The 20997-nt window shown below is 68.3% G+C and carries 15 protein-coding genes and 1 tRNA gene; 4 read left to right on the top strand and 12 right to left on the bottom strand.

The features are described 5' to 3' along the window. Positions 1-56: 56 nt before the first annotated feature. Both PTQ19_RS04985 and PTQ19_RS04980 read right to left on the bottom strand, forming a co-directional pair. On the bottom strand, positions 57-842 hold the full coding sequence (locus PTQ19_RS04985) for a biotin--[acetyl-CoA-carboxylase] ligase (RefSeq protein WP_274368683.1): 786 nt from the start codon (positions 840-842) through the stop codon (positions 57-59). Next, the gene (locus tag PTQ19_RS04980) at positions 843-2126 is read right to left on the bottom strand and encodes a CDP-glycerol glycerophosphotransferase family protein (RefSeq protein ID WP_179411912.1); all 1284 of its coding nucleotides are present in this window, start codon (positions 2124-2126) and stop codon (positions 843-845) included. Positions 2127-2221: 95 nt separating this feature from the next. Between PTQ19_RS04980 and PTQ19_RS04975 the strand changes: the two genes are divergently transcribed. Next, complete coding sequence (locus PTQ19_RS04975) at positions 2222-3286, top strand: glycosyltransferase family 2 protein (protein WP_274368682.1); 1065 nt, start codon at positions 2222-2224, stop codon at positions 3284-3286. A 16-nt stretch (positions 3287-3302) separates the two neighbouring features. Here PTQ19_RS04975 and PTQ19_RS04970 read toward each other — a convergent pair whose 3' ends face one another. From PTQ19_RS04970 to PTQ19_RS04960, 3 genes are read right to left on the bottom strand one after another with little or no spacing between them, the layout of a single operon-like run. Then, the gene (locus PTQ19_RS04970; RefSeq protein ID WP_274368681.1) at positions 3303-4739 is read right to left on the bottom strand and encodes a CDP-glycerol glycerophosphotransferase family protein; all 1437 of its coding nucleotides are present in this window, start codon (positions 4737-4739) and stop codon (positions 3303-3305) included. After that, a complete protein-coding gene (locus tag PTQ19_RS04965; protein WP_274368680.1) occupies positions 4736-5989 on the bottom strand; it encodes a CDP-glycerol glycerophosphotransferase family protein in 1254 nt (417 codons plus the stop codon). The genes PTQ19_RS04970 and PTQ19_RS04965 overlap by 4 nt, the downstream gene beginning before the upstream one ends. A gap of 49 nt (positions 5990-6038) precedes the next feature. Then, positions 6039-7619 carry a S1C family serine protease gene (locus PTQ19_RS04960; RefSeq protein ID WP_274368679.1) on the bottom strand — a complete coding sequence of 527 codons (1581 nt, stop codon included), beginning with the start codon at positions 7617-7619 and terminating at the stop codon, positions 6039-6041. A gap of 96 nt (positions 7620-7715) precedes the next feature. Here PTQ19_RS04960 and PTQ19_RS04955 point away from each other — a divergent pair, with 96 nt between their 5' ends. Further along, positions 7716-8933, top strand: a complete 1218-nt coding sequence (locus PTQ19_RS04955) for a pyridoxal phosphate-dependent aminotransferase (protein ID WP_274368678.1) — start codon at positions 7716-7718, stop codon at positions 8931-8933. Here the strand turns inward: PTQ19_RS04955 and PTQ19_RS04950 are convergent. Continuing rightward, on the bottom strand, positions 8909-9715 hold the full coding sequence (locus tag PTQ19_RS04950) for a carbon-nitrogen hydrolase family protein (protein ID WP_274368677.1): 807 nt from the start codon (positions 9713-9715) through the stop codon (positions 8909-8911). The genes PTQ19_RS04955 and PTQ19_RS04950 overlap by 25 nt on opposite strands. A gap of 137 nt (positions 9716-9852) precedes the next feature. Here PTQ19_RS04950 and PTQ19_RS04945 point away from each other — a divergent pair, with 137 nt between their 5' ends. Continuing rightward, on the top strand, positions 9853-11253 hold the full coding sequence (locus PTQ19_RS04945; protein WP_274368676.1) for a glutamate decarboxylase: 1401 nt from the start codon (positions 9853-9855) through the stop codon (positions 11251-11253). A 64-nt stretch (positions 11254-11317) separates the two neighbouring features. On the opposite strand, the gene PTQ19_RS04940 is transcribed toward PTQ19_RS04945, so the two are convergent. From PTQ19_RS04940 to PTQ19_RS04925, 4 genes are all read right to left on the bottom strand, one after another. Then, positions 11318-11391 (bottom strand) — tRNA-Met (locus tag PTQ19_RS04940). Between the two features lie 53 nt (positions 11392-11444). Then, positions 11445-11648: a DUF1918 domain-containing protein gene (locus PTQ19_RS04935; protein ID WP_179411323.1), complete on the bottom strand. Its 204-nt coding sequence runs from the start codon at positions 11646-11648 to the stop codon at positions 11445-11447. A 219-nt stretch (positions 11649-11867) separates the two neighbouring features. Then, positions 11868-14786 (bottom strand): UPF0182 family protein, encoded by a 2919-nt coding sequence (locus PTQ19_RS04930; RefSeq protein ID WP_274368675.1) that lies wholly within the window; start codon positions 14784-14786, stop codon positions 11868-11870. 60 nt (positions 14787-14846) lie between these two features. After that, entirely contained in the window at positions 14847-15932 is a 1086-nt protein-coding gene (locus tag PTQ19_RS04925; RefSeq protein ID WP_274368674.1) for a YlbL family protein, read from the bottom strand. Between the two features lie 118 nt (positions 15933-16050). On the opposite strand from PTQ19_RS04925, the gene PTQ19_RS04920 reads away from it, so the two are divergent. After that, positions 16051-17451 (top strand): zinc-dependent metalloprotease, encoded by a 1401-nt coding sequence (locus PTQ19_RS04920; protein WP_274368673.1) that lies wholly within the window; start codon positions 16051-16053, stop codon positions 17449-17451. 786 nt (positions 17452-18237) lie between these two features. Here PTQ19_RS04920 and PTQ19_RS04915 read toward each other — a convergent pair. Continuing rightward, positions 18238-19989, bottom strand: coding sequence for an ATP-dependent helicase (locus PTQ19_RS04915; protein WP_274369034.1), 1752 nt, complete (start codon positions 19987-19989; stop codon positions 18238-18240). Beyond that, complete coding sequence (gene nudC / locus PTQ19_RS04910; RefSeq protein ID WP_274368672.1) at positions 19986-20897, bottom strand: NAD(+) diphosphatase; 912 nt, start codon at positions 20895-20897, stop codon at positions 19986-19988. Before nudC ends, PTQ19_RS04915 begins: the two co-directional genes overlap by 4 nt. Positions 20898-20997: the final 100 nt, after the last annotated feature.

The following is a 20997-nucleotide window of genomic DNA, read 5'->3' as shown; positions in this document are numbered from 1 at the left end:
TTGTGCCGTCAGGATGCGACATCCCCGGCACCCGCAGGGCGTGTCAGCGTGCCGCGTCAGGCCAGCCGCGCGTGCACGACATCGCCCGACGACACCGCACGTTCGCTCTCTGCACAGCCCGCCTCGGTGGATTCCTCGGCGACGACGAGTCTGCCGTCGTCGGCCAGGCGCACCGCGCGTCCGTGCATCGATGTGCCGTCCGGCAGCGATACGTTCACCGCGCGTCCCAGCGTGATGCACCGCGCGGTCGCCTCGGCGTGCAGACCCGATCGGATCGCGTCGCCCGCTCTGCTCAGCTCGCGCACGATCGCGTCGAGCCGGTTCAGATAGTCGGCCACCAGCCGATCGGCATCCGCAACGGCATCCTGGCAGGCGAACGACGTCGCCGTTGGAACCGGCAGCTGCGCGTGTGTCATCGCGGTGTTCACCCCAGCACCGACGATCACCGCGTCACCGACGACCTCGGCGAGGATGCCACAGATCTTGCGGCCGTCGACGAGCACGTCGTTGGGCCATTTCAGGCCCACTTCATGGCCGGGCAGCTGTGCGGCGACGGCATCCGTCATCGCCACCCCACCGGCCAAAGGCAGCCATCCGCGCGCGTCGACACTCTCCGGCAGGTCGCGCAGCAGCACCGAGATTGCCAGCGCGGCTCCGGGAGGCGTGTCCCAGGTGCGGTCGAGCCGCCCCCGCCCCGCGGTCTGTGAGTCGGTGACCAGCACCGACAGATGCGGCCAGGCGGTGGCATCCGACGCGCGCCCACGCAACTCGGCGTTCGTCGAGCCGCACTCGGGCAGTACCAGCAGACGACCGGCGATCCCCGAGGCGCGTTGCAGGTTCATTCAGACCGCGTCCTCGTCGAGATCTGCGGTGTCGTGTTCCGATGCTTCCGCGGCCGGCATGTTGTCACGCGCGTGCCAGTGATCCCACTTCTGCATCAGCTGCTCGATGGCGGCATGGAACTTAGCCGTCGCCGCCCCCGGCGTGGTGTCACCGAAGTAGTGCGTGACCCAGGTGTCCAGACGCTCGATCGCCGCCTCGTCGCCGCGCACACGATCGACCTCGGCGACGATGTCGCCGGCGCCATCGACCGTCAGCCATTCACACGCCGACAGATAGCCCTTGGTGTCGATCGAAGCGCGCTCATCGTCAGGGCGGGTAATCAGCAACGGCTTACCCGAGGCGAGTCGGTCATAGACCATCGCCGAGATGTCGACGATCGCGACATCGGCAGCGGCGAGCTGCCAGCCCAGCTCGGGACCGTCGTCGTAGATGTGGTGAGCGGTCGCGTCGGTCGCGTTTGCCTCGGCGATCGCGGTGAGAATGCGCTGGTGCGCCGCACCGTACGCATCGTCGACCACACCGCTACGCGGGTGCGGCCGGTAGATCAGGCGGTGCCGGCCCGTTGCCAGCAGCCCGCGAACGAGCGTCTCGCCGTGAGTGGCGATCGATCCGTAGTGCGCAGAAGGGCGATCGCCCTCCCAGGTCGGCGCATATAGCACGACCGTGCGCTCGTCCGGGGTATAGGGAAGGGTGCCGGAGTAGTGATCGGCCTGCGGACGGCCGATCTCGATCGTGCGCCGGTCGATGTCGTAGTCCCACAGGGTGCGGCTGAGCCGGTCGCGGGCGGCCTGACCGGCGACCAGGGCGTAGTCGTACGCCTTGTACTGGTTGGTGGTCATGTACATCTTGTCGGACTCACCGTGGTTGATGAACACGTGCCAGCGGCGGCCGTACCGGAACATCTGGAAGTTGCGGGTGTTCTGGTTCACATACAAGACGATCCGGATGTCTTGCTTCGCGATGAACTTCTCGAGGTTGCGCACCGTCGGCACGAACGCGACCGGCGGCCCGTCCTCAGCGATCAGCTGCTCGGCGCCGGTCGCGCTGCGCGAGAGCACGACCACCGGCCAGCGTTCAGCCAGCTGTGCCAGCGGGCGGTACCACTGCCGCATCTGATACATGTTGACCGCGCCGTCGGCGAAGTACACCGCGATCTTGTACGTGTCGCGCGGGTGCGGCTCGCGTTGCGCCAGAGTTCGCCTGACCCGCTGCACCGCGGCGCGAGAGGCGAGTGCCTTTCTCAGCAGCCGGTAAGCCTTCTTTCCATCCGAGACGACACCCATCCCTCCAGAATACGGCGCTTCCCCGAACACCATCGCCTCGGCCGTGCCGGTGCCGGCATCCGGGCGCGGCGCCCACCGCATGACATGATCGAATCGTGCACGAGACAGACCATCCATCGCCCGACGGGGTCTCCTTCGTCATGCCCGTGCTCAACGAACGCGACTACCTCGAGCACGCCGTGCGCTCCGTGCTCGAACAGGACGTCGACGGCCCGACCGAGCTCGTGCTCGCCCTGGGCCCTTCTACGGACGGCACCACCGAGCTCGCGCAGCGCCTCGCCGCCGCCGACACACGCGTGCATCTGGTCGACAACCCCGCCGCGCACATCCCGGTCGGTCTGAACGCCGCCATCCGTGCCAGCCGCTACCCCACGGTCATCCGCGTCGATGCGCATTCCGAGCTCTCGCCCGGCTATGCACGGCAGGCGCTGGAGACGCTGGAGCGCACCGGCGCGGCGAACGTCGGTGGCGTGATGCGCGCCGACGGGCGCACCCCGTTTCAGAGCGCCGTGGCGCGCCTGTACAACTCCCCCGTCGGGCTCGGCGGCGGCGCCTACCACGGCAGCGAGCGCGAGGGCGAGGCCGAGTCCGCCTATCTCGGTGTGATGCGCCGCGAGGTGCTCGACGAGGTCGGCCTGTTCGATGAGTCGATCCGTCGCGGCGAGGACTGGGAGCTGAACCTGCGCATCCGTGAGGCGGGTCATCTGGTCTGGTTCGACCCGCGACTCTCGGTCACCTACTGGCCGCGCGAGAACTGGTGGCGCCTGGCGCGCCAGTTCCGCGCCACCGGGGCCTGGCGCGGCGAACTGGTGCGTCGTTTCGGACGCAGCAACGGCCTGCGGTTCTTCGCCCCACCCGCGTTGGTGCTCGTCACGGCGCTTGCTCTGATCGTGGGCGTGCTGCAGCTGACGGGCGTGCTGCACGGCCTTCCGGGTGTGCTCGCCTCGATCGTGTACGTGCCCTTGATCGCATACGCCGTACTCGTGCTCGTTGTCGCACTGTCGGGGCACCGCGGACTGCGAGAACGCCTCTGGACGCTGGCCGTGCTACCGACCATGCACTTCGCCTGGGGGCTCGGCTTCCTCGCCGGGGTGCTGCGCGGCGCCGGCGACACCGTCGATGCCTCACGGCTCGGCGACCGCAATACCCCGCTGCCCTGAGCGCCGGCGGGCACCGTCAGGCGGTCAGCCACCCCTGGTCGAGGATGCGCGCGACGACACGCTCGGCCGCTTCGCCGTCGTCGAGCCGGTTGAACTGCGCCCGCCATGCGCCATACCGACGTTCGTACGCAGACGGCACGTCGGCATCTTCCAGGGCCCGCACGAGCTCTTCCTGCGAGTGCACCAATGGCCCCGGCGCGCGCTCGGCCAGGTCGAAGTAGAACCCGCGCAACTCGCCGCGGTAGTGCTCCAGGTCGGGCACCAAGAAGTAGATCGGCCGGCCGGTGACACTGAAGTCGAACATCACCGACGAGTAGTCCGTGATCAGCGCGTCGGCGATCAGCAGCAGACGCGAGGTCTCGGGGTACCCGGTGACGTCGATCACGCGCGCGCCGGCGTGATCACGCCCGGGCTTGATGGTGCGCGAGTGACCACGCACGAGCACTACCGAATCGGTGTCGACCGCGAGTTGCTGCGGGTCGATGAAGTCGACCATCTCGGAACGGTCATCGCGCCAGGTCGGCGCGTACAGCAGCACGCGCTCATCGGCGTCGATGCCGAGCGCGGCGCGGATCGGAGCCGGATCTGCTGTGGCGAGCAGATCGTTGCGGGGGTAGCCGTCGACCCAGATCGGCTTACCGAAGAACGCGTATGCCTTCTTCAGGATGCGCGCCGCGTACGTGTTCTGCGCCAGCAGCACGTCCCAGCGACGCGACTCCTTCACCACGGCAGCCATCCGCCGCGGCGCGAATCCGGGCCGGTGCAGCGCGAGGCGCTTGAGCGGCGTGCCGTGCCAGGTCTGCAGCACACGCTGGCCGGGCTTGCGCACGAACCTGTGCCGCAGCCAGTCGTTGACGATCAGCATCCGCGACTCGGCACGCGCCCGCCACCACTCCGGTCCGCCCTCGATGACGGCGATGGCGCCGTCGGGCACTTCCACCGACAGATCGGTGACACTCCAGTAGCGGGTGACGGCCGGGGCGCGCTCGGCGAGCACCCGATCGATCGCCCGCGGGTTGCACCCCGCGGTCTGCCCGTAGAAGCTCTCGAAGAAGACCGCGTTCTCGCCGGCGCCGATCTGCGACGCATAGCGCTCCTCGAGCGTGCGCTGCCCTTCGGGAGTCTCGTAGATCGGCGCGATGGCCGGGGCGATCGTCACGTCGGCGCCGTGCACCGAGACGCGTAGCGAGGGCAGCAACACCGGCTCGACGGCAAGGTCGTCGACATCGATGCCGTCGACGCTGAGCGCGTACTGCCCCGAGGGCAGCGGCAGTTCTGCGCCGCCCCACCGCGAGACGCGCAACGGAAAGGTCGCCTTCCACGTCTTGCCGCCGCCGGTCATCTTCGCGTCCAGGCGTGCGCGCGGTCCGTCCAGGCTCGCGGCGGCCGGCCGCGCGCCCGTGCCCGCGATGATCAGCGTCTGCGCGTCCTCGTCGATCCGAGCGGTCGTCATCGTGCTCCCTTCGGCGCGGGGATCCCCCGCGCGCGGATGGCCTGGTACACGCGGTGCGCATTGCGCCCGTCGCGATGTGCGTGCATGTGCGCGCTGAGCGCGGCAGAGCGATCGGATGCCCGTGAGTACGCCGCCGGATCACCGAGCATCTCGTCGATCCGATCGATCGCTGTCTCCCAGTCGTGGGCGTAGTCCTCGCCGGCGACGTCCTCGTAGCGTCCGTAGAACCCCCGCGTCGCGGAGTACTCGGCGACGTCCGGTGCCAGGTACACGACCGGCATCGACAGCAGCCCCACGTCGTAGGCCATCGACGAGTAGTCGGTGATCAGCACGTCGATCCGGGGCAGCGCCGGGGTCACATCCGGCAGCAGCTCTGCTCCCAGCATCCGCACCCGTCCGCTGGACCACGGCGGGGCGTACGCTCCCTCGCCCAGCGGATGCGAGCGGATGAACAGCACGGCATCGTGCTGTTCGAGCAGCCGCACGATGCGCACCCACTGCTCGGCGGTGGGCACGGCGGGATCTGCGGCGCCGTCGCGCCAGGTCGGCGCGTACAACAGGGCGCTCTGCTCGGACAGCAACGGCCCGGTGCGCGTCAGGACGGCGGTCGCGTCGGCGACGCGCTGTTCGGCGGTGCCCGTCGAGAGAACATCGACCCGCGGTTCGCCGGTGACGATGACGCGGTCATCCCCCAGCCCGAACGCCGATTCAAGGCGTCCGCGAGAGCGGTGCGAGGCGGCGGGGAGGATGCGGATGCGCTGCGCCGCACGGCGGTACATTCCGGTGAGCACACGGCCCAGCAGGGCTGCGCCGGGGATACCCTTCGGCACCTGGACGGTGACGGGTGAGTCCAGTCCGATGCGCTTGAGCGGAATGCCGTGCCACAGCTGCACGACGAACCCGTCACTGCTGCCATAGCGGTTCACATCTCCGAGGCCGTGTGTGACCACCAGCACGCCGGCGCGGGCGGTCGCCCACCAACCGCGCAGTCCGTCCCGCCGGCGCGTGCGGATGCCCAGGGCTTTCGCGTCGGCCTCATCGCGGGCATCCCGGGTCAACCAGATCGTGCGGTGCCCGGCATCCGACGCCTCGCGCTGCAGGGCAAGCGCGCCGTCGCCCACGCCAGCGCCGCATCCGAACACCCAGGTGTCGCCGCGTGGCACCAGGAACGTACCTATGCGTCCGAGGGCATACAACGGCAACCGGACCAGCTTGGCCGCGTTGCCGGTTCCGAATGAGAAGGACGCCACCCCGCGAGCCTATCGCGGGGTGGCGTCCTGATCTGAGAACGAACCGGGGTCAGAGCACCAATTCGCCCACGGTGACCTCGGCGGTGTAGGTCTGCCCGGAACGGACGTAGGTCACTTCGGCGGTGCTGCCGGCAGCAGCGGCACGCACCTGCGCGGTCAAGTCGCTGGCGCTGGTGATCGGCGCCCCGTTGAACTCGGTGATGATGTCACCAGCGCGCAGGTCGGCCGTTGCTGCCGCACCGCCTGGCGTCGGCTCGACGATCACTGCGCCGGCGACCACGGCGCCTTCGACGGTCGAGGCGTCGCGCACCGTCGCACCGAGCAGACCGTGCGTCGCCTCACCGTTCTCGATCAGCTCGTTCGCGACGCGTTCGGCAATGACCGACGGGATCGCGAAGCCGAGTCCGATCGACCCGGACTCGTCGGCGCTTCCTGCGGTGGCGATGGCGACGTTGATGCCGATCAGGCGGCCCTGACTGTCAACGAGCGCACCGCCCGAGTTGCCGGGGTTGATGGCGGCATCGGTCTGGATCACGGCGATCGAGATCGACTGCTGTGCCTGCTGCGCGCCCATGCCGGGGATGTCGAACTGGAACGGGCCGCCCTCGCCGTTCTCGGAACCGTCGCCGGGCTGCTCGGACTCGTCGGCGTTGTCGGGCAGCGCCGAGGATGCGACCTGGATGCTGCGGTTGAGCGCGCTGACGATACCGGTCGTCACCGAGTTCGACAGTCCGAGAGGAGCGCCGACGGCCACGGCCGTGTCGCCGACATTCAGTTCACCCGAGTCGGCGAACTCGATCGGCGTGAGGTCTTCTGCCCCTTCGAGCTTGATCACGGCGAGGTCGTAGATCGGGTCGGATCCGACCAGGGTCGCCGAGTAGATGCGTCCGTCCGAGGTGGTCACGCGGATCGTCGGGTCGGCGACGGCGCCACCGAGCGTGGCGACGTGCGCGTTGGTGAGCACGTGCCCCTCGTCGTCGAGAATGACGCCCGAGCCGCTACCGGCCTCTTGGCTGCCGGCCACCTCGATCGTGACGACCGACGGCAGGACCTGAGTCGCGATGGCGGTGGTCTCGTTGACAGAACCGGGGTTGTTGACCGTCACCGTCTGCGGCCCGGTCGCCGACTGCGACACCGGCTGGTTCAGCATGGCCGAGCTCAGCGCGCTGCCGCCGAACCCGGCAACGCCGCCGACGATGGCCGCGGCGAGCAGCAGGCCGGCGAACTTGACGGTGCTTCCGCCCTTCTTCGGCGCCTCAGCAGTGGCGTTCCCGTCGGGAACGGGCTGCGTGGCACCGTACTGCGGCACGTGCGACGCCTGGGGGCCCTGCGGGGTCTGCGGTGCCGCGCCGAAGGCGGCGCCCTGCTGGGGTGCGCCGTGCTGGGGCGCCCCCTGCGAGGCCTGCCAGGTCGGGGCCGGCTGCTGGTGGGAGCCGAACGTCGGCGGGATACTGTGACCGCCGGCGGCGGGCTGAACCGGCTGCACGGGCTGAGCCGGCTGAACAGGCTGAGCCGGCTGAACAGGCTGCACGGGCTGGGCGGACGCCTGGGCGTCCGGGGGCGTCGGGGTCGCACCGACACTCGGCTGCTCGGGGGTGGAGGCTTCGCCGGAGGTGTTGTTGTCGTTCATATCTGCTCCTTCACAACGCCCCACTAGCGTGACAAGTGAGTCTGTGCGTTTGGTATGGCGAAGATGGATGTCTCCTATGGTCTTAGCCTGTTCTGCATGGATATCATTCCCGGCGCTTGGCGACGCACGGCAGCAGGGGCAGGCCTGCTCTCCCCGCAGGGCGAGGTGGCGCCCACAATCTTCGCAGAGATGTCTGCCGCGGCGGTGCGCACCGGTGCGATAAATCTGGGGCAGGGCTTCCCCGACGAAGACGGCCCCTCTGTCGTGCTCGACGCCGCGCGAGAAGCCATCGCGCAGGGTGCGAACCAGTACCCGCCCGGCCGTGGCATCCCCGATCTGCGGGCGGCGATCAGCGAGCATCAGCAGCGCTTCTACGGCCTCGATGTCGATTCCGACACCGAGGTGATCGTCACGGCGGGCGCCACCGAGGCGCTGACCGCGGCTCTGCTGGCACTGATCGACGGGCCGGACGACGAGGTCGTCGTCTTCGAGCCGTATTACGATTCCTACGCCGCCGCGGTGGCGCTGGCCGGTGCACGACTGCGTACCGTGGCGCTGCGCGCCCCCGGCTTCCAGCCCGATCTCGACGAGCTCGCGGCGGCGGTCACTGATCGCACCCGCATCATCCTGGTCAACGACCCGCATAACCCGACCGGCGCGGTCTTCACCCCGCAGGTGCAGGCCGAAGTGGTGCGCCTGGCTGAGCGGCACGATGCGATCATCGTCACCGACGAGGTGTACGAGCACCTGTCTTTCGACAGCCCGCACGTACCGATCGCGACGCTGCCCGGGGCCGCCGAGCGCACGCTGACGATCTCGTCAGCGGGCAAGACCTTCTCGGTGACTGGCTGGAAGATCGGCTGGGTACACGGACCCGCCGCCCTGATCACCGCCGTGCTGACCGTCAAGCAGTACCTGACGTATGTGAACGGCTCACCGTTCCAGCCGGCGGTCGCGGTCGGATTGCGGATGCCCGATGCCTACTTCTCGGATGCCCGTGACGCGCTGCGCGCGAAGCACCGACTACTGGGCGATGCGCTGTCGGCAGCGGGCTTCACCGTGCACACCCCGCAGGGCGGATACTTCACCGTCGCCGACGCCACCGCGCTCGGCGGGACCGATACCGCGGCGTTCTGCCGTGCCCTGCCCGAGCGGGCGGGCGTGGTCGCGATCCCGCTGAGCGCTTTCGTCTCTGCGGGCCACCGCGCCGACTACGCCGGGCTGGTGCGTTTCGCCGCGTGCAAACGCACCGAGGTGCTCAAAGAAGCGGCCAGGCGCTTGGGCGCGCTTCACTCCACGGGTTCTACCCGGTAGCGGCGCAGCGCCAGCGCAGGATTCGTCGTGCGCGTCCGAGCGATCAGCTCGGGGTCGACGGGCGCCACGGCGATCCCCTCCCCCGAGCTGACGCCGGCGACGACGACTCCCTGCGGGTCAATGACCTGCGAAAGTCCGACTCCGACACCGCCCGGATGGTCTGCCGCGACCACATAGGCGGTGTTCTCGATGGCGCGTGCCGTCAGCAGCGTCGACCAGTGGTGCTCCTTGAGCGGCCCACGCACCCATTCGGCGGGCACGATCATGGCATCCGTCCCGGCATCCGCCAGGGTGCGCGCCACCTCCGGAAAACGCAGGTCGTAACAGGTCATCAGTCCGAACCGCACGCCGTCGACGTCGAACACGGCGCTCACGCCGACCGGGCCCGGCGCGACCCAGTCGGACTCGCGCTGCCCGAACGCGTCATACAGGTGCTGCTTGCGGTAGACGGCCAGCACTCCGGCATCCGACACCGCGACGACGGTGTTGTGCACCCGCCGGCCTTCCGCCGGCTCGATCATGCCCGCGATCACGACCACGCCGTGTGCGGTGGCCGCCGCGCGCAGGGCGGCGACGAACGCACCGTCGACCGACTCGGCATGCGTAGCCAGGGTGTCATCGAACGACGGGATGAAGTAGTTCGAGTACTCCGGCAGCACGACCACGCGCGCGCCGCGCTGCGCCGCCTGCGCGATGAGCGCGGCGACGCGCTCGCGATTGCCCGCCGGGTCGGCCCCGGGCGCGAACTGGCAGACGGCGACGAGCGGGGCGGATGCTGACATGTGCCCATCCTGGCACGCGGCAGCGACCACTTAGAAGGTCGAAGCAACCGCCGACCCGTGGTCAACGCCTGCGCTCAGCACTAGGGTGTTGACCAACGACCGCAGGACCGCCCCGTTGACGACGCCGGGAGGCACACATGTCTGAGCTTTACCGTGCTGCGATTGCAGCGGATGACTCCGCGGAGTTCGCGATCAACCCCGTGTTCACGCGCCCCGGCGAGGCGACGACCCTGGCGAAGTACGAAATCCCCGAGGGGATGATGGACCCCGACACGGCCTATCAGATCGTGCACGATGCCGCGATGCTGGACGGCAATGCACGCCTGAACCTTGCGACCTTCGTATCCACCTGGATGGACGACAACGCCAAACGGCTGCATCTGGAGTCAGCCGACAAGAACATGATCGACAAGGACGAGTACCCGGCGACTGCCGAGATCGAGGATCGTTGCTGGCGGATGCTCGCCGATCTGTGGAACATTCCCGACAAGTCCGACATGATCGGCACATCGACGATCGGCTCGTCGGAGGCATGCATGCTCGGTGGCCTCGCGTTGAAGCGCCGGTGGCAAGAGCGCCGACGTGCGGAAGGCGCGTCGACCGAGCGCCCGAACCTCATCCTGTCGGCCGGGGTGCAAGTGGTCTGGGAGAAGTTCTGCAACTACTGGGACGTCGAGGCGCGCTACGTTCCCGTCACCGAGGATCATCTGGTGCTCGACGGCTTCGAGCTTGAGAAGTACGTCGATGAGAACACGATCGGCGTCGTGGCGATCCTGGGTCAGACCTACACGGGCCTGTACGAACCGGTGCAGCAGATCGCGGCGAAGCTCGACGAGATTCAGACGGCCACAGGTCTTGACGTGCGGATCCATGTCGACGGGGCATCGGGCGCGATGGTCGCACCGTTCTGCCAGCCGGATCTGGTTTGGGACTTCCGCATCGATCGGGTCAACTCGATCAGCACGTCCGGGCACAAGTACGGTCTCGTCTATCCCGGTGTCGGCTGGGTCGTGTGGCGCAGCAAGGCCGCCTGCCCCGAGAGCCTCATCTTCCACGTCAGCTACCTGGGCGGTTCCATGCCCACGCTGGCGCTGAACTTCTCACGCCCCGGCTCACAGGTGCTGCTGCAGTTCTACCAGTTCTTGCGCCTGGGACGCGCGGGCTACCGCGCTGTTCAGAAAGAGGCGATCGATGTCGCGACGTATCTGTCCGGTGAGATCGCGAAGATGAACGACTTCGCCCTGATCAGTGCGGGCGACACCATTCCCGTGTTCGCGTGGAAGCTCACGGCAGGCTCGCGCTACTGGGATCTCTACGACCTTGCCGACCGGTTACGCATGCGCGGCTGGTTGGTGCCGGCGTATCCGATGCCCGATGACCTGGCCGACGTGGTCGTGCAGCGCATCGTCGTCCGGTCGGACCTGAGTCGCGACCGGGCCGAGTACCTGCTGACCGCGATCCGTGAAGAGGTCGCGTTCCTCGACGGACTCACGGCGCCGCTCCCCCGCGAAGCGAAGCGGCAAGGATTCGCGCACTAGAACGCCCAGACTGCCGCGAATGCAAGAAGACCCGGCCTTTTTCGAGACCGGGTCTTCTTCTTTGTTGCGGGGGCAGGATTTGAACCTACGACCTCCGGGTTATGAGCCCGGCGAGCTACCGAACTGCTCCACCCCGCGGCACATCTATAGCCTAACACGGGTGTACAGACGGGGCGAATCGAGCGGGCCGCTCAGCCTCCGCCGGGCGTGTCGCCGCGGTGCTCGATCTGAAGATCCGGCCCCGGGAACAGCAACGTCTCGCTGCCGTCGTCAAAGCGGATGAGGAACGGGGCTCCCCCGTCGTCGCCCCGCACCTCCAGCACTTCGCCGTGCCGCTCGGCATCTCCCACATGTGCACCGTGGATCACGATCCGCGATCCGACTGCCACCTGCATCCTGACCACCTCCGTGCCCTCATTCTGCGGTGTGCGGCGCTGATGCGCCAGGGGTCTCGCGATGCATCCTCGGAGATCTGCACAACTTCGGACGCCTCCGGCTCGGGCATCCGAGATTGCGCAGAAGTCCGACGTTGCGCCGGCCCGGGCGCGAACGCGCCCCACGCAAAAGAGGTGGACGCCCCGTCAGGGACGCCCACCTCTCTCACACAGCGGATGCTACTGCTGAGCCTGCTCCTCCAGAGCGAGCAGTCGCTCGATCGCAGCGGTCAGCTTCTTGTCTTCGATACCGAACTGCTCCAGGTCGCCGGCCTTGAGAGCGGCTTCGCGTGCCGTGAGCGCGTTGCGTGCATCTTCCAGGGCCGCGGCCATGGCATCCGACGGCGGCGCGGGCGTGCTGCCCTCGTCCGGGTCCGCGGGCTCGGTCGGCTCGGTCGGGGCATCCGGATCGGCCGGAAGCACGTCCTCATCACCACCGGTGGCGCCGGCGTCACCACCGAACAGGGCATCGAGCGCCTCGGTCAGCGTGTCCTCGAACGCGACCCGGTCACCGAACGCGACCAGGATCTTGCGCAGGTTCGGCAGCTTCGTGCCCTCGGACGACTGCACGAACACCGGCTGCACATAGAGCAGACCGCCACCGACCGGCAGCGTCAGCAGGTTGCCGTACTTCACCTCGGAGTTACCGAGCGTCAGCACGTTGAGCTGATCGGCGATCTGGGTGTCGGAGTCGAACGTGTTCTGCACCTGGCCGGGGCCGGGCACCGTGGTGGCCGCATCGATCTCCAGCATTCGCAGTGTGCCGTAGCTGTCGGACTTCACACCCGCTTCCGACCCGGCATCCGAGTCGACCGCGAGATAGCCCATCAGCACCTCACGGCTTTCACCCTGCTGCGCGGCCGGAATGAACGTCGAGAACATCGAGAAGCTGGGCTCGTCCTGGCCCGGCATCTGCATCGACAGGTAGTACGGCGGCTGCAGGCGGTCCTGCGCCCGCGGGTCGTTGGGCGTCTGCCAACGGTTGACTTCCTGAGCGAAGGCGTTCGCGTTGTCGATGTGGTAGACGCCGAGAATCTCGCGCTGCACCTTGAACAGGTCGGTCGGGTAGCGCACGTGGCTCATTAGCTCGCCCGACATCTCACTGATTGGCTCGACCGTGGTCGGGTAGATCTTTGTCCACGCCTCCAGGATCGGGTCCTCTTCATCCCACGCGTACAGCGTCACCGAACCGTCATACGCGTCAACGGTCGCCTTGACCGAGTTGCGGATGTAGTTGATGTTGTCGAACGCGACGACGGATGCCGGCGTGCGCGAGTCGGCGATGGCCTCCTGCAGGCTGACCGTCGTCGAGTACGGGTAGGTCGCACTCGTGGTGAAACCGTCGACGATCCACACGATCCGCCCATCGACCACGCTGGGGTACGGGTCCTGGTCGAGCTTCAGGTACGGTGCGACCTTCTGCACGCGCTCACGCGGGTCGCGGTCGTAGAGGATCTGCGATTCCTCGTTGACGAGGTTCGAGAACAGGATCTGCTCGGACTGGAACTTCATCGCGTACAGCAGCTTGCGGAAGGTGCTGCCGATCTGCGGGCCACCGTCTCCGTCGAAGGTCGTCTTCGTGTCGCTGGCGCCGTCCTGTCCACGCGGGAAGTCGATCTCGACCGGGTCGGCGCCCTCGGGCGCACCCACGATGGAGTACTCGGGCGAGGACTCGCCGAAGTACACGCGGGGCTCGTAGTCCTGAATCTCGGTCAGCACACCCTGCGTCGGGATGCCGCGCTCGAGGAACACCGGCTCGCCATCGTCGGTGCGCTGGTTGCCGGCCATCGCGACCAGGCCGTAGCCGTGGGTGTACACCGCGGCACGGTTGTTCCAGCTGTCACCGCCACCGAGGCGGGTCATGTCGAGGTCTCGCACCGAGACCACGGTGTCCTGCATCTCGCCGTCGATCTCGTAGCGATCGACATCCAGCTCGGGGGCGAACTGGTAGTACGAGCGGTACTGCTCGAGCTGGCGCACCGTGGGGCTGATCACGGCCGGGTCCATGATGCGAACCGATGCCGTCGTGTCGGCGTCGGCTCGCAGCTGGCCGGGCTCGGTGTCGGTCGTGGCCTTGAACGGCATGACCTCCATGTCATCGACGCCGTATGCGGCCTTGGTGCTGTTGATGTTGCGCTCGTAGAACTCGGCCTGGTAGGCGTTCTCGTTCGGCGCGACCTGGAAGGTCGTGACAACCCACGGGTAGCCGACTCCGACGACGAGCGACGCGACCACCAGCAGCGCCGTACCCACCAGCGGAAAGCGCCAGCGTCCGATGATCGCGGTCACGAAGAACAGCACCGCGACGACGGCGGCGATGATCGACAGCACGGCGAGACCAGGAATGGTGGCGTTCACGCCGGTGTATGCCGCACCGGTGATGCGTCCCTCGGGCTGCACGAGCGTCAGGTAGCGGTCGAGCCACAGGCTCACCGCCTGCACCAGCAGGTACAGCCCCGCGAGCACGGCGAGCTGAATGCGCGCCGGCTTCGAGATGCGCAGCTCACGCTGACCGATCTGCACCGAGCCGTACAGGTACGACACGAGAGCCGTGATCACCAGGCTCAGCAGCAGCACCGCCGAGACGAACGCGAGCAGCATCGAGTAGAACGGCATCGCGAACAGGTAGAAGCCGGTGTCGACGCCGAACTCGGGGTCGACAGCGCCGGTCGAGACACCATTCGCCCAGAGCCACACCGTCTCCCAGTTGCCCGCGGCGGCGAAGCCGGCGAACACACCGAAGAAGATCGGCAGTCCCCACATCGCCAGGCGGCGCAGCGGCTCGATGACCTCCTGGTAGCGATCGAGCTGCGAGCTCAGCCGCACGTACACCGGGCGAAGCCGGTACGCGAGCTGGATGCACAGGAAGATCGGCACCGCCATCCCGAGGAACCCGATGACGAACATGGTCGCCGTGGCGAGCCACTGTGTCGTCAGAACCGACGCGAAGTCGAGCTGATCGAACCACAGATATTCGGTGTACAGGGAGGCGAACACGAAGAACCCCGCGATGAGGGCGGCGATCACTGCCACCGAGATCACGAGGATTCTTCGGGAGGTGCTTGGTGTGGCCGGCTGGGGCGCTGAGGTGGTGGTCACCGTCCCATCCTATGAGGCGCCCCTATGCTGTGGCCGCGAGTACGCTCAGCGCGGACGCCCTCAGGGTGTGCAGGTCGCCAGTTGCGCCGTGTCATCGCCCTCGGCGACGACTTCCAGGATCTCCAGCGACTGCTCCAGCGAGTCGGTGCTGTACACGTCGAGCCCCGCGGGCACATGCCCGACGACCTCGTCGCAGTTGCTCGCCGGTGCGAGGAAGACGGTGGCGCCGCCGTCGCGCGCCCCGTGCATCTTCTGTCGGATGCCGCCGATCGGCCCCACGGTGCCCGCGGCGTCGATCGTGCCGGTGCCCGCCACGTTCTCTCCGCCGTTGAGTTTGCCCGGTGTCATCGTGTCGATGATTCCGAGCGCGAACATCATGCCGGCACTGGGCCCACCGACGTTGTCGAGCTGCAGGTGAACGTCCACCGGAAAGTCGTACTCGGTCGTCAAAGAGACACCGATCAGCCAGAAGGGGTCGCCTGCGGCATCCGTCGTCTCGTCGGGAGTGAGAGTGATCTCGATCTGCTCGCCGTCGCGATCGACGACGAGGTCGACCGCGTCGCCCTCACCCTGCTGGATCCTGTCGCGCAGCACGCTGGCGGAGTCGACGTCGATCCCGTCGACCGAGATGATCGTGTCACCCGCTGCGAGCACTCCCTCGGAGGGGGTGTCCACGAGCGCCTCGACCACTTTGACCTCGGCGCCGACGTCATAACCGAGCTCGATCAGCGCTGCCGCCGTCGCCTCGTGTTGCGAATCGACCATCAGATCGGCGTTGCGCGCATCGCGCTGCTCGGTCGTGACGCCCGCGGGGAAGACGGAATCGAGAGGGACGACCGCGCGAGACGGATCGAACCACGCGATCGCGAGCTCGAACCAGGTGGGCGTGCGCTCGCGGTTGCCGACCACCTGCAGAGTGGTGAGGTCGAGCGTTCCGGCGGTGGGATAGGTACGGGCACCCTCGACCTCGATCAACGGCACCTCCTCGCCGTCGGCGTTCAGCGCCGTGCCAAGGGTGTCGTAGATCGGGCCGGGGCGCTGAATCACGTACTGGGTCGGCATGAACGTCAGTCCTACGAGGGCGACCAGCGCGACACTCAGTGCCACGACACCGGTGATGGTGCCGTTGTTGCGGCGTGATGACACGAGACCTCCGGGCGTTCGCGAGCGGCGTACAGGGATCCGGGGCCTTTGGGTCCGAGCACAGGATCGTGTGACTAGCGTAGAACGCACACGCTACGGGCATGCTGAAAGGGCTATCCGCATGGCACAGGACGATCAGGATCCATCGGACTTCGAAGAGATGCTCCGACGCATGATGTCGGGCGGCCAGGTCGACCCCGAGGCACTGCGCGACGCGCTGTCGAACATGGGTGGCCCTGGCGGCATGCAGTTCGACCCGGCGCAGATGGCCGGCTTCATGTCGCAGATGCAGGGCATGTTCGGCGGCGACCCCTGGCAGAACGCCGAGCGCCAGGCGTTGCACATCGCCAACCGTGACGGGCTGGGCATCACCGACGGCTCGCGGTCGTCGCTGGTCGAGGCTTTCGGTCTGGCGAACCTCTGGCTGAGCGAGTCGACCACCATCTCGGAACTGGCTTCCGCGCCGCAGGCGATGACCCGCGGCGAGTGGGTGGAGCGCACCCTGCCGGTCTGGAAAGAGATCGCCGCCCCCGTCTCGACCTCGATCGCGGATGCCCTCACGGGCGCTCTCGAGACCCAGGTGCCCGAAGAGATGCAGGGCATGGTGCAGGGCGCAGGGCAACTGATGCGCGGTCTCGGCGGTTCGCTGTTCGCCGCCCAGTTCGGTCAGGTGCTCGGACGCCTCTCGCTCGAGGTCGTCTCAGGCGGTGACGTCGGGATCCCGGTGCTTCCGGCCGGCACCGCCGCCGTGATCCCCCAGAACATCGCCGCCTTCGGTGAAGGGCTGGAGATCCCCGAAGACCAGATCGCCCTCTACCTGGCCGTGCGCGAACTGGCATACGCGCGTCTGTACCGCCACGCCAAGTGGCTGCACCTGCACGTGCTGTCGCAGATCACCGATTTCGCGCGTGGCGTGACCGTCGATATCGACGCCCTCGAAGACGTCGCGTCTCGCTTGGACCCGTCCAACCCCGAAGAGCTCCGCGCAGCCATCGAGGGCGGTGCTCTGCTGCCGGCGCAGTCCGAGGCGCAGCGTGAAGCCCTCACGCGCCTCGAGAACCTCATCGCGACGATCGACGGCTGGGTGGATGTCGTCACCGAGCAGGCCATCGCTCGACTGCCCGACGGTGCCCGTCTCGGTGAGGCCGCACGGCGTCGCCGTGCCGTCGGCGGCCCGGCCGAGGATGCCCTGGGTGCACTCGTGGGGCTCAAGCTGCGTCCGCGACGCCTGCGCGAGGCCTCTGCCATGTGGCGCGCTGTGACCGACGCCGTCGGCGTCGCGGCTCGCGACGCACTGTGGGACTACCCCGACATCATGCCGCAGTCCTCGGATATCGATGATCCGACGGCGCTGATCGCCCGGCTCGAGGCGATGCAACGCGGCGAGGCGCCTGCCGCCGACGAACTCGACGAAGCACTCGCGCGCCTGCTCGACGGCGAGGACTTCAGCGACGATAGCCCCGGTCGTGGTGGCTCGGGCGATTCCGGTGACGAGCGCCCCGAGGGCGACCGCCCGGTCTGACCGCCGGTTGTCCCCAGTTCGACGCCAACAGGAATCCATCCACAGATCCGCGGAACTCGCCCCAGGCGCCGCGGCACATGGTGAGAATCGGTGGCATGAGTCGCCTGACCCCGCAACCGCTCACCCGTCTGGACCCGCGCCACCCCCTGCTGTGGCGCGATGAGAGCACCGTGCAGTTCGGGATGGAGGGGCAGTTCGGTATGGAGGGCGCCGTGCAGGTGGCGGTCGACGAGCCCTGGGTCGAACCGCTGCTGCAGAAGTTGGTGACGGGCATCCGCGCCGGCTCGTTCGACGTCGTCGCGCACGGCGTCGGTGCCCCGCGCCTCGCGGCACGGCGGATGCTGGAGACTCTGCGTCCCGTGCTCGAGCGCGAATCGCCCACCGCTCCCCCGGTGTGGATCGACGAGGTGAACATCGCCGACGGCCGAGTGCCCTGGCGCATGCAGCAGGCGCTCATCGATGAGGGGGTCGAGCTTGCCCCGCGGGGCACCGGCGACGCGGTGTCGGTCGTCGTGATCGGCGGTGCGGCCGCCGCACTGCAGTTGACGCCCTATCTGCGCGATGACGTTCCGCACCTGCCGGTCGCGTTCGAGCAACGGGCGACCGTGGTCGGTCCACTCGTCGTTCCGGGGCGCACGCCCTGCCTCTCATGCCGTGACGCGCATGAACGCGATCGGGATGCCGCCTGGCCGGCACTGCACGCGCAGCTGGTCGGCCGGTCGGCAGACATCGGCACGGCGCGCATCGCGCACGCCGCCGCGCTGGTCACCCGACTGCTGCGTACACCTACGCCGGGGGCGGGGTTGATGGTGCGGGGCGAGCCTGACGGACGGAACGCCTGGCGCTCGGTGCGGTATCACGAAGAATGCCGGTGCCGCGAGACGTCGTTCCGATCTCAGCCAGAAAGCGCGATGGAGCCCGTTCCCCTCGACCTGCCGAGCGCGACCACGACACCCCCAGCGTTCGCGCGGCCCGCGTGATGCCGACGTACGCGAGCCGGCGTTCCTCGTCGACCTGCTCGAATGTCGAGGCGTACGAGATCGGCAGCGCACCCTCGGCCCAGCCGGCCAGCAGCACATGCGGCCATTCCAGTCCCTTGGCTGCGTGCAACGTCGACAACGTCACGGTGTGCAGCACCGGTTCGTGCTGATCCTGCGCGCGCGCCATCAGGTCGTCGGCGAAGGCCCGCAGGGTCGTGCCGACCGGTGCCTCCTCAGCCAGACGCAGGATCGCGCGGCGCGCCTCCCAGCCGTCGCGTTGCGCCCCACCGGCCGCGGGCGGTTCCTCGGTCAGGCCGAGGCCGCGCAGCACGTCTCGCACGGTCGGCAGGAATCCCGTATCCGTTGGCGCAACAGCCGCTCCCCGTAATGCCAGCAGCGATTGACGCACCTCGGGCATGTCGAAGAAGCGGGTGCCGCCGAGCACGCTGGTCGCGATGCCGCGCGCGGCGAGCGCCTGCTGCAGCACCGCCGACTGGGAGTGCGCGCGGTAGAGCACCGCGATGTCGGCCGGTGAGGCGCCGGTGCCGATGCGCTTGATGATCGCGTCGGCGATTCCGTCTGCCTCTTCGCGCTCGCTGTCGTAGGCGGTGAGGGTCGGCGTCTCACTGCCGATACCCGCGGCGCGGGGCACCAGAGCCAGTGCACCGGGACGCCCCCGCATCAGTGCGTTGGCCGCATCGAGGATCGGGGCCTGGGAGCGGTAGTTCGTCTCCAGGCGCACGACGGTGGCGTCGGGATAGCGCCGGTCGAACTCCAGCAGATAACGCTGCTGCGCACCCGCGAACGAGTAGATCGTCTGGCTCGCGTCGCCGACCACGCAGATATCCCGGCGATCCCCCAGCCACAGCTCCAGCAGCCGGTTCTGCAGCGGCGAGACGTCCTGGAACTCGTCCACGGTGAAATGCCGGTACTGCTCGTGAACCGCGGCGGCGACCCGCGGCTCGCTCTCGAGCATGCCCGCACATGCCAGCAGCACATCCTCGAAGTCGAGTTGTCGACGGTCGTCCTTGAGCTGCTCGTACGCGGCCTGCAGTTCGACGAGCTGCTCGGGGCGGATGCCCGAGATCGGCCGTTCGAGTTCGGCGTACTGCTCGATCGTGAGCATCGAGACCTTGCGCCATTCGATCTCGCTCGCGATATCGCGCAGCGTCGCCGTGCTGGGGCGCAACCGCATTGCGTCGGCGGCCTGCCCCAGCATCCGCACCTTGTTGTCGATGATGCTCGGGGCGGGGTCGCCGGTGATGGTCGGCCAGAAGAAGTTCAGCTGGCGGAGGGCGGCGGCGTGGAACGTTCGGGCGGCGACGCCCGCAACGCCCAGCGCGCGCAGACGACCGCGCAGCTCACCCGCAGCCTTGGCCGTGAACGTGACCGCCATCACGCGTGAGGGTGAGTAGGCGCCCGTGTCGACGCCGTGCGCGATGCGGTGCGTGATCACTCGCGTCTTACCCGTGCCGGCACCGGCGAGGACGGCGACAGGACCGCGCAGCATCGCAGCGGCCTCGCGTTGTCGGTCATCCAGAGCGTCGAGCACGCTCACTGCGCACACCCCGCCATCGTGCCGCCGGTGGGACGCGGACGGGCGTACCAGTCGGAGATCAGCCGCCGCGCAATCGAGGCTTCGCCGGGAAGTCCCACAGGTCCCTCACCGGCGAGCGCGCTACCGATCTCATCGCGTGTGAGCCAGCGCACGTCAACGATCTCGTCGCCGTCTGCGACCGCGCTCTCGTCAGCGGCGACGGCACGGAATCCGATCATCAGCGACCGCGGATACGGCCACGGCTGCGAACCGATGTAGCGCAACTCGCTGAGCCGCACGCCGGCTTCTTCTTCGATCTCGCGGTGCACCGCGCTCTCCAGCGACTCTCCGGCCTCGACGAAGCCTGCGAAGCAGGAGTACATCCGACCGCGCCAGTTGACGTTGGCGCCCAACAGCAGTCGCTCGCCGTCGGGGCTCTCGATCGCGACGATCACGGCGGGGTCGGTGCGCGGAAAGTGCTCGCGCCGGCACTGGTCGCACCAGCGCGCCCAGCCGGCCTGGGTCAGGGTGAGGCGGATGCCGCACGAAGGGCAGTGGCGTGCGTCGGCCAACCACGCGGCGAGCGCGATCGCGGTGACGAACACATCGGCGTCGTACGGCGTCAGGTCGCCGCCGACATCACGGAGCCCCAGCCAGGTCTCGTCGGGCGCGGCATCGATCGAGTCGGTGCGGGGCGGGACGGATGCCAAGAGCAGGGCGGTTCCATCCGCCTCGCGCCCGAGCAGTGCCCACTCAGCGTCGCCGACGGTGTTGGCGTCGACGCGCAACAGCGTTCCGTCGGCGATGCGCAACCGCGCCTGTCTGACCACAATCGCGCGTGTGCCCGGTTCGGCGATCAGACGTTCGATGACACCTGGCTCAATACGCAGATCAGCAGCCCGGTCAAGGAGGGCTTCCGATGCGATCATGCGTTCCCCCTGGTGTTGTCGTGCAGTGTTTCTTCGTGCATGTTCTCGTTGCGTCCGTGTTCACGGTTCGCTTCCCGGGTGCCGCCGATCGCCTGTGCGC

It is taken from the genome of Microbacterium esteraromaticum, from assembly GCF_028747645.1.
Taxonomy (GTDB): Bacteria; Actinomycetota; Actinomycetes; order Actinomycetales; family Microbacteriaceae; genus Microbacterium; species Microbacterium esteraromaticum_C.
The sequence above is the reverse complement of the archived record's forward strand: the minus strand, read 5'-3'. Positions and strand labels throughout refer to the sequence as shown.

Coding starts and splice junctions, on each gene's coding strand:
- PTQ19_RS04945 (WP_274368676.1), top strand. CDS start 9,853: ATGTCTGAGCTTTACCGTGCTGCGATTGCAGCGGATGACTCCGCGGAG.
- PTQ19_RS04970 (WP_274368681.1), bottom strand. CDS start 4,739: ATGACGACCGCTCGGATCGACGAGGACGCGCAGACGCTGATCATCGCG.
- PTQ19_RS04985 (WP_274368683.1), bottom strand. CDS start 842: ATGAACCTGCAACGCGCCTCGGGGATCGCCGGTCGTCTGCTGGTACTG.
- PTQ19_RS04980 (WP_179411912.1), bottom strand. CDS start 2,126: ATGGGTGTCGTCTCGGATGGAAAGAAGGCTTACCGGCTGCTGAGAAAG.
- PTQ19_RS04920 (WP_274368673.1), top strand. CDS start 16,051: ATGGCACAGGACGATCAGGATCCATCGGACTTCGAAGAGATGCTCCGA.
- PTQ19_RS04935 (WP_179411323.1), bottom strand. CDS start 11,648: ATGCAGGTGGCAGTCGGATCGCGGATCGTGATCCACGGTGCACATGTG.
- PTQ19_RS04950 (WP_274368677.1), bottom strand. CDS start 9,715: ATGTCAGCATCCGCCCCGCTCGTCGCCGTCTGCCAGTTCGCGCCCGGG.
- PTQ19_RS04955 (WP_274368678.1), top strand. CDS start 7,716: ATGGATATCATTCCCGGCGCTTGGCGACGCACGGCAGCAGGGGCAGGC.
- nudC (WP_274368672.1), bottom strand. CDS start 20,897: ATGATCGCATCGGAAGCCCTCCTTGACCGGGCTGCTGATCTGCGTATT.
- PTQ19_RS04960 (WP_274368679.1), bottom strand. CDS start 7,619: ATGAACGACAACAACACCTCCGGCGAAGCCTCCACCCCCGAGCAGCCG.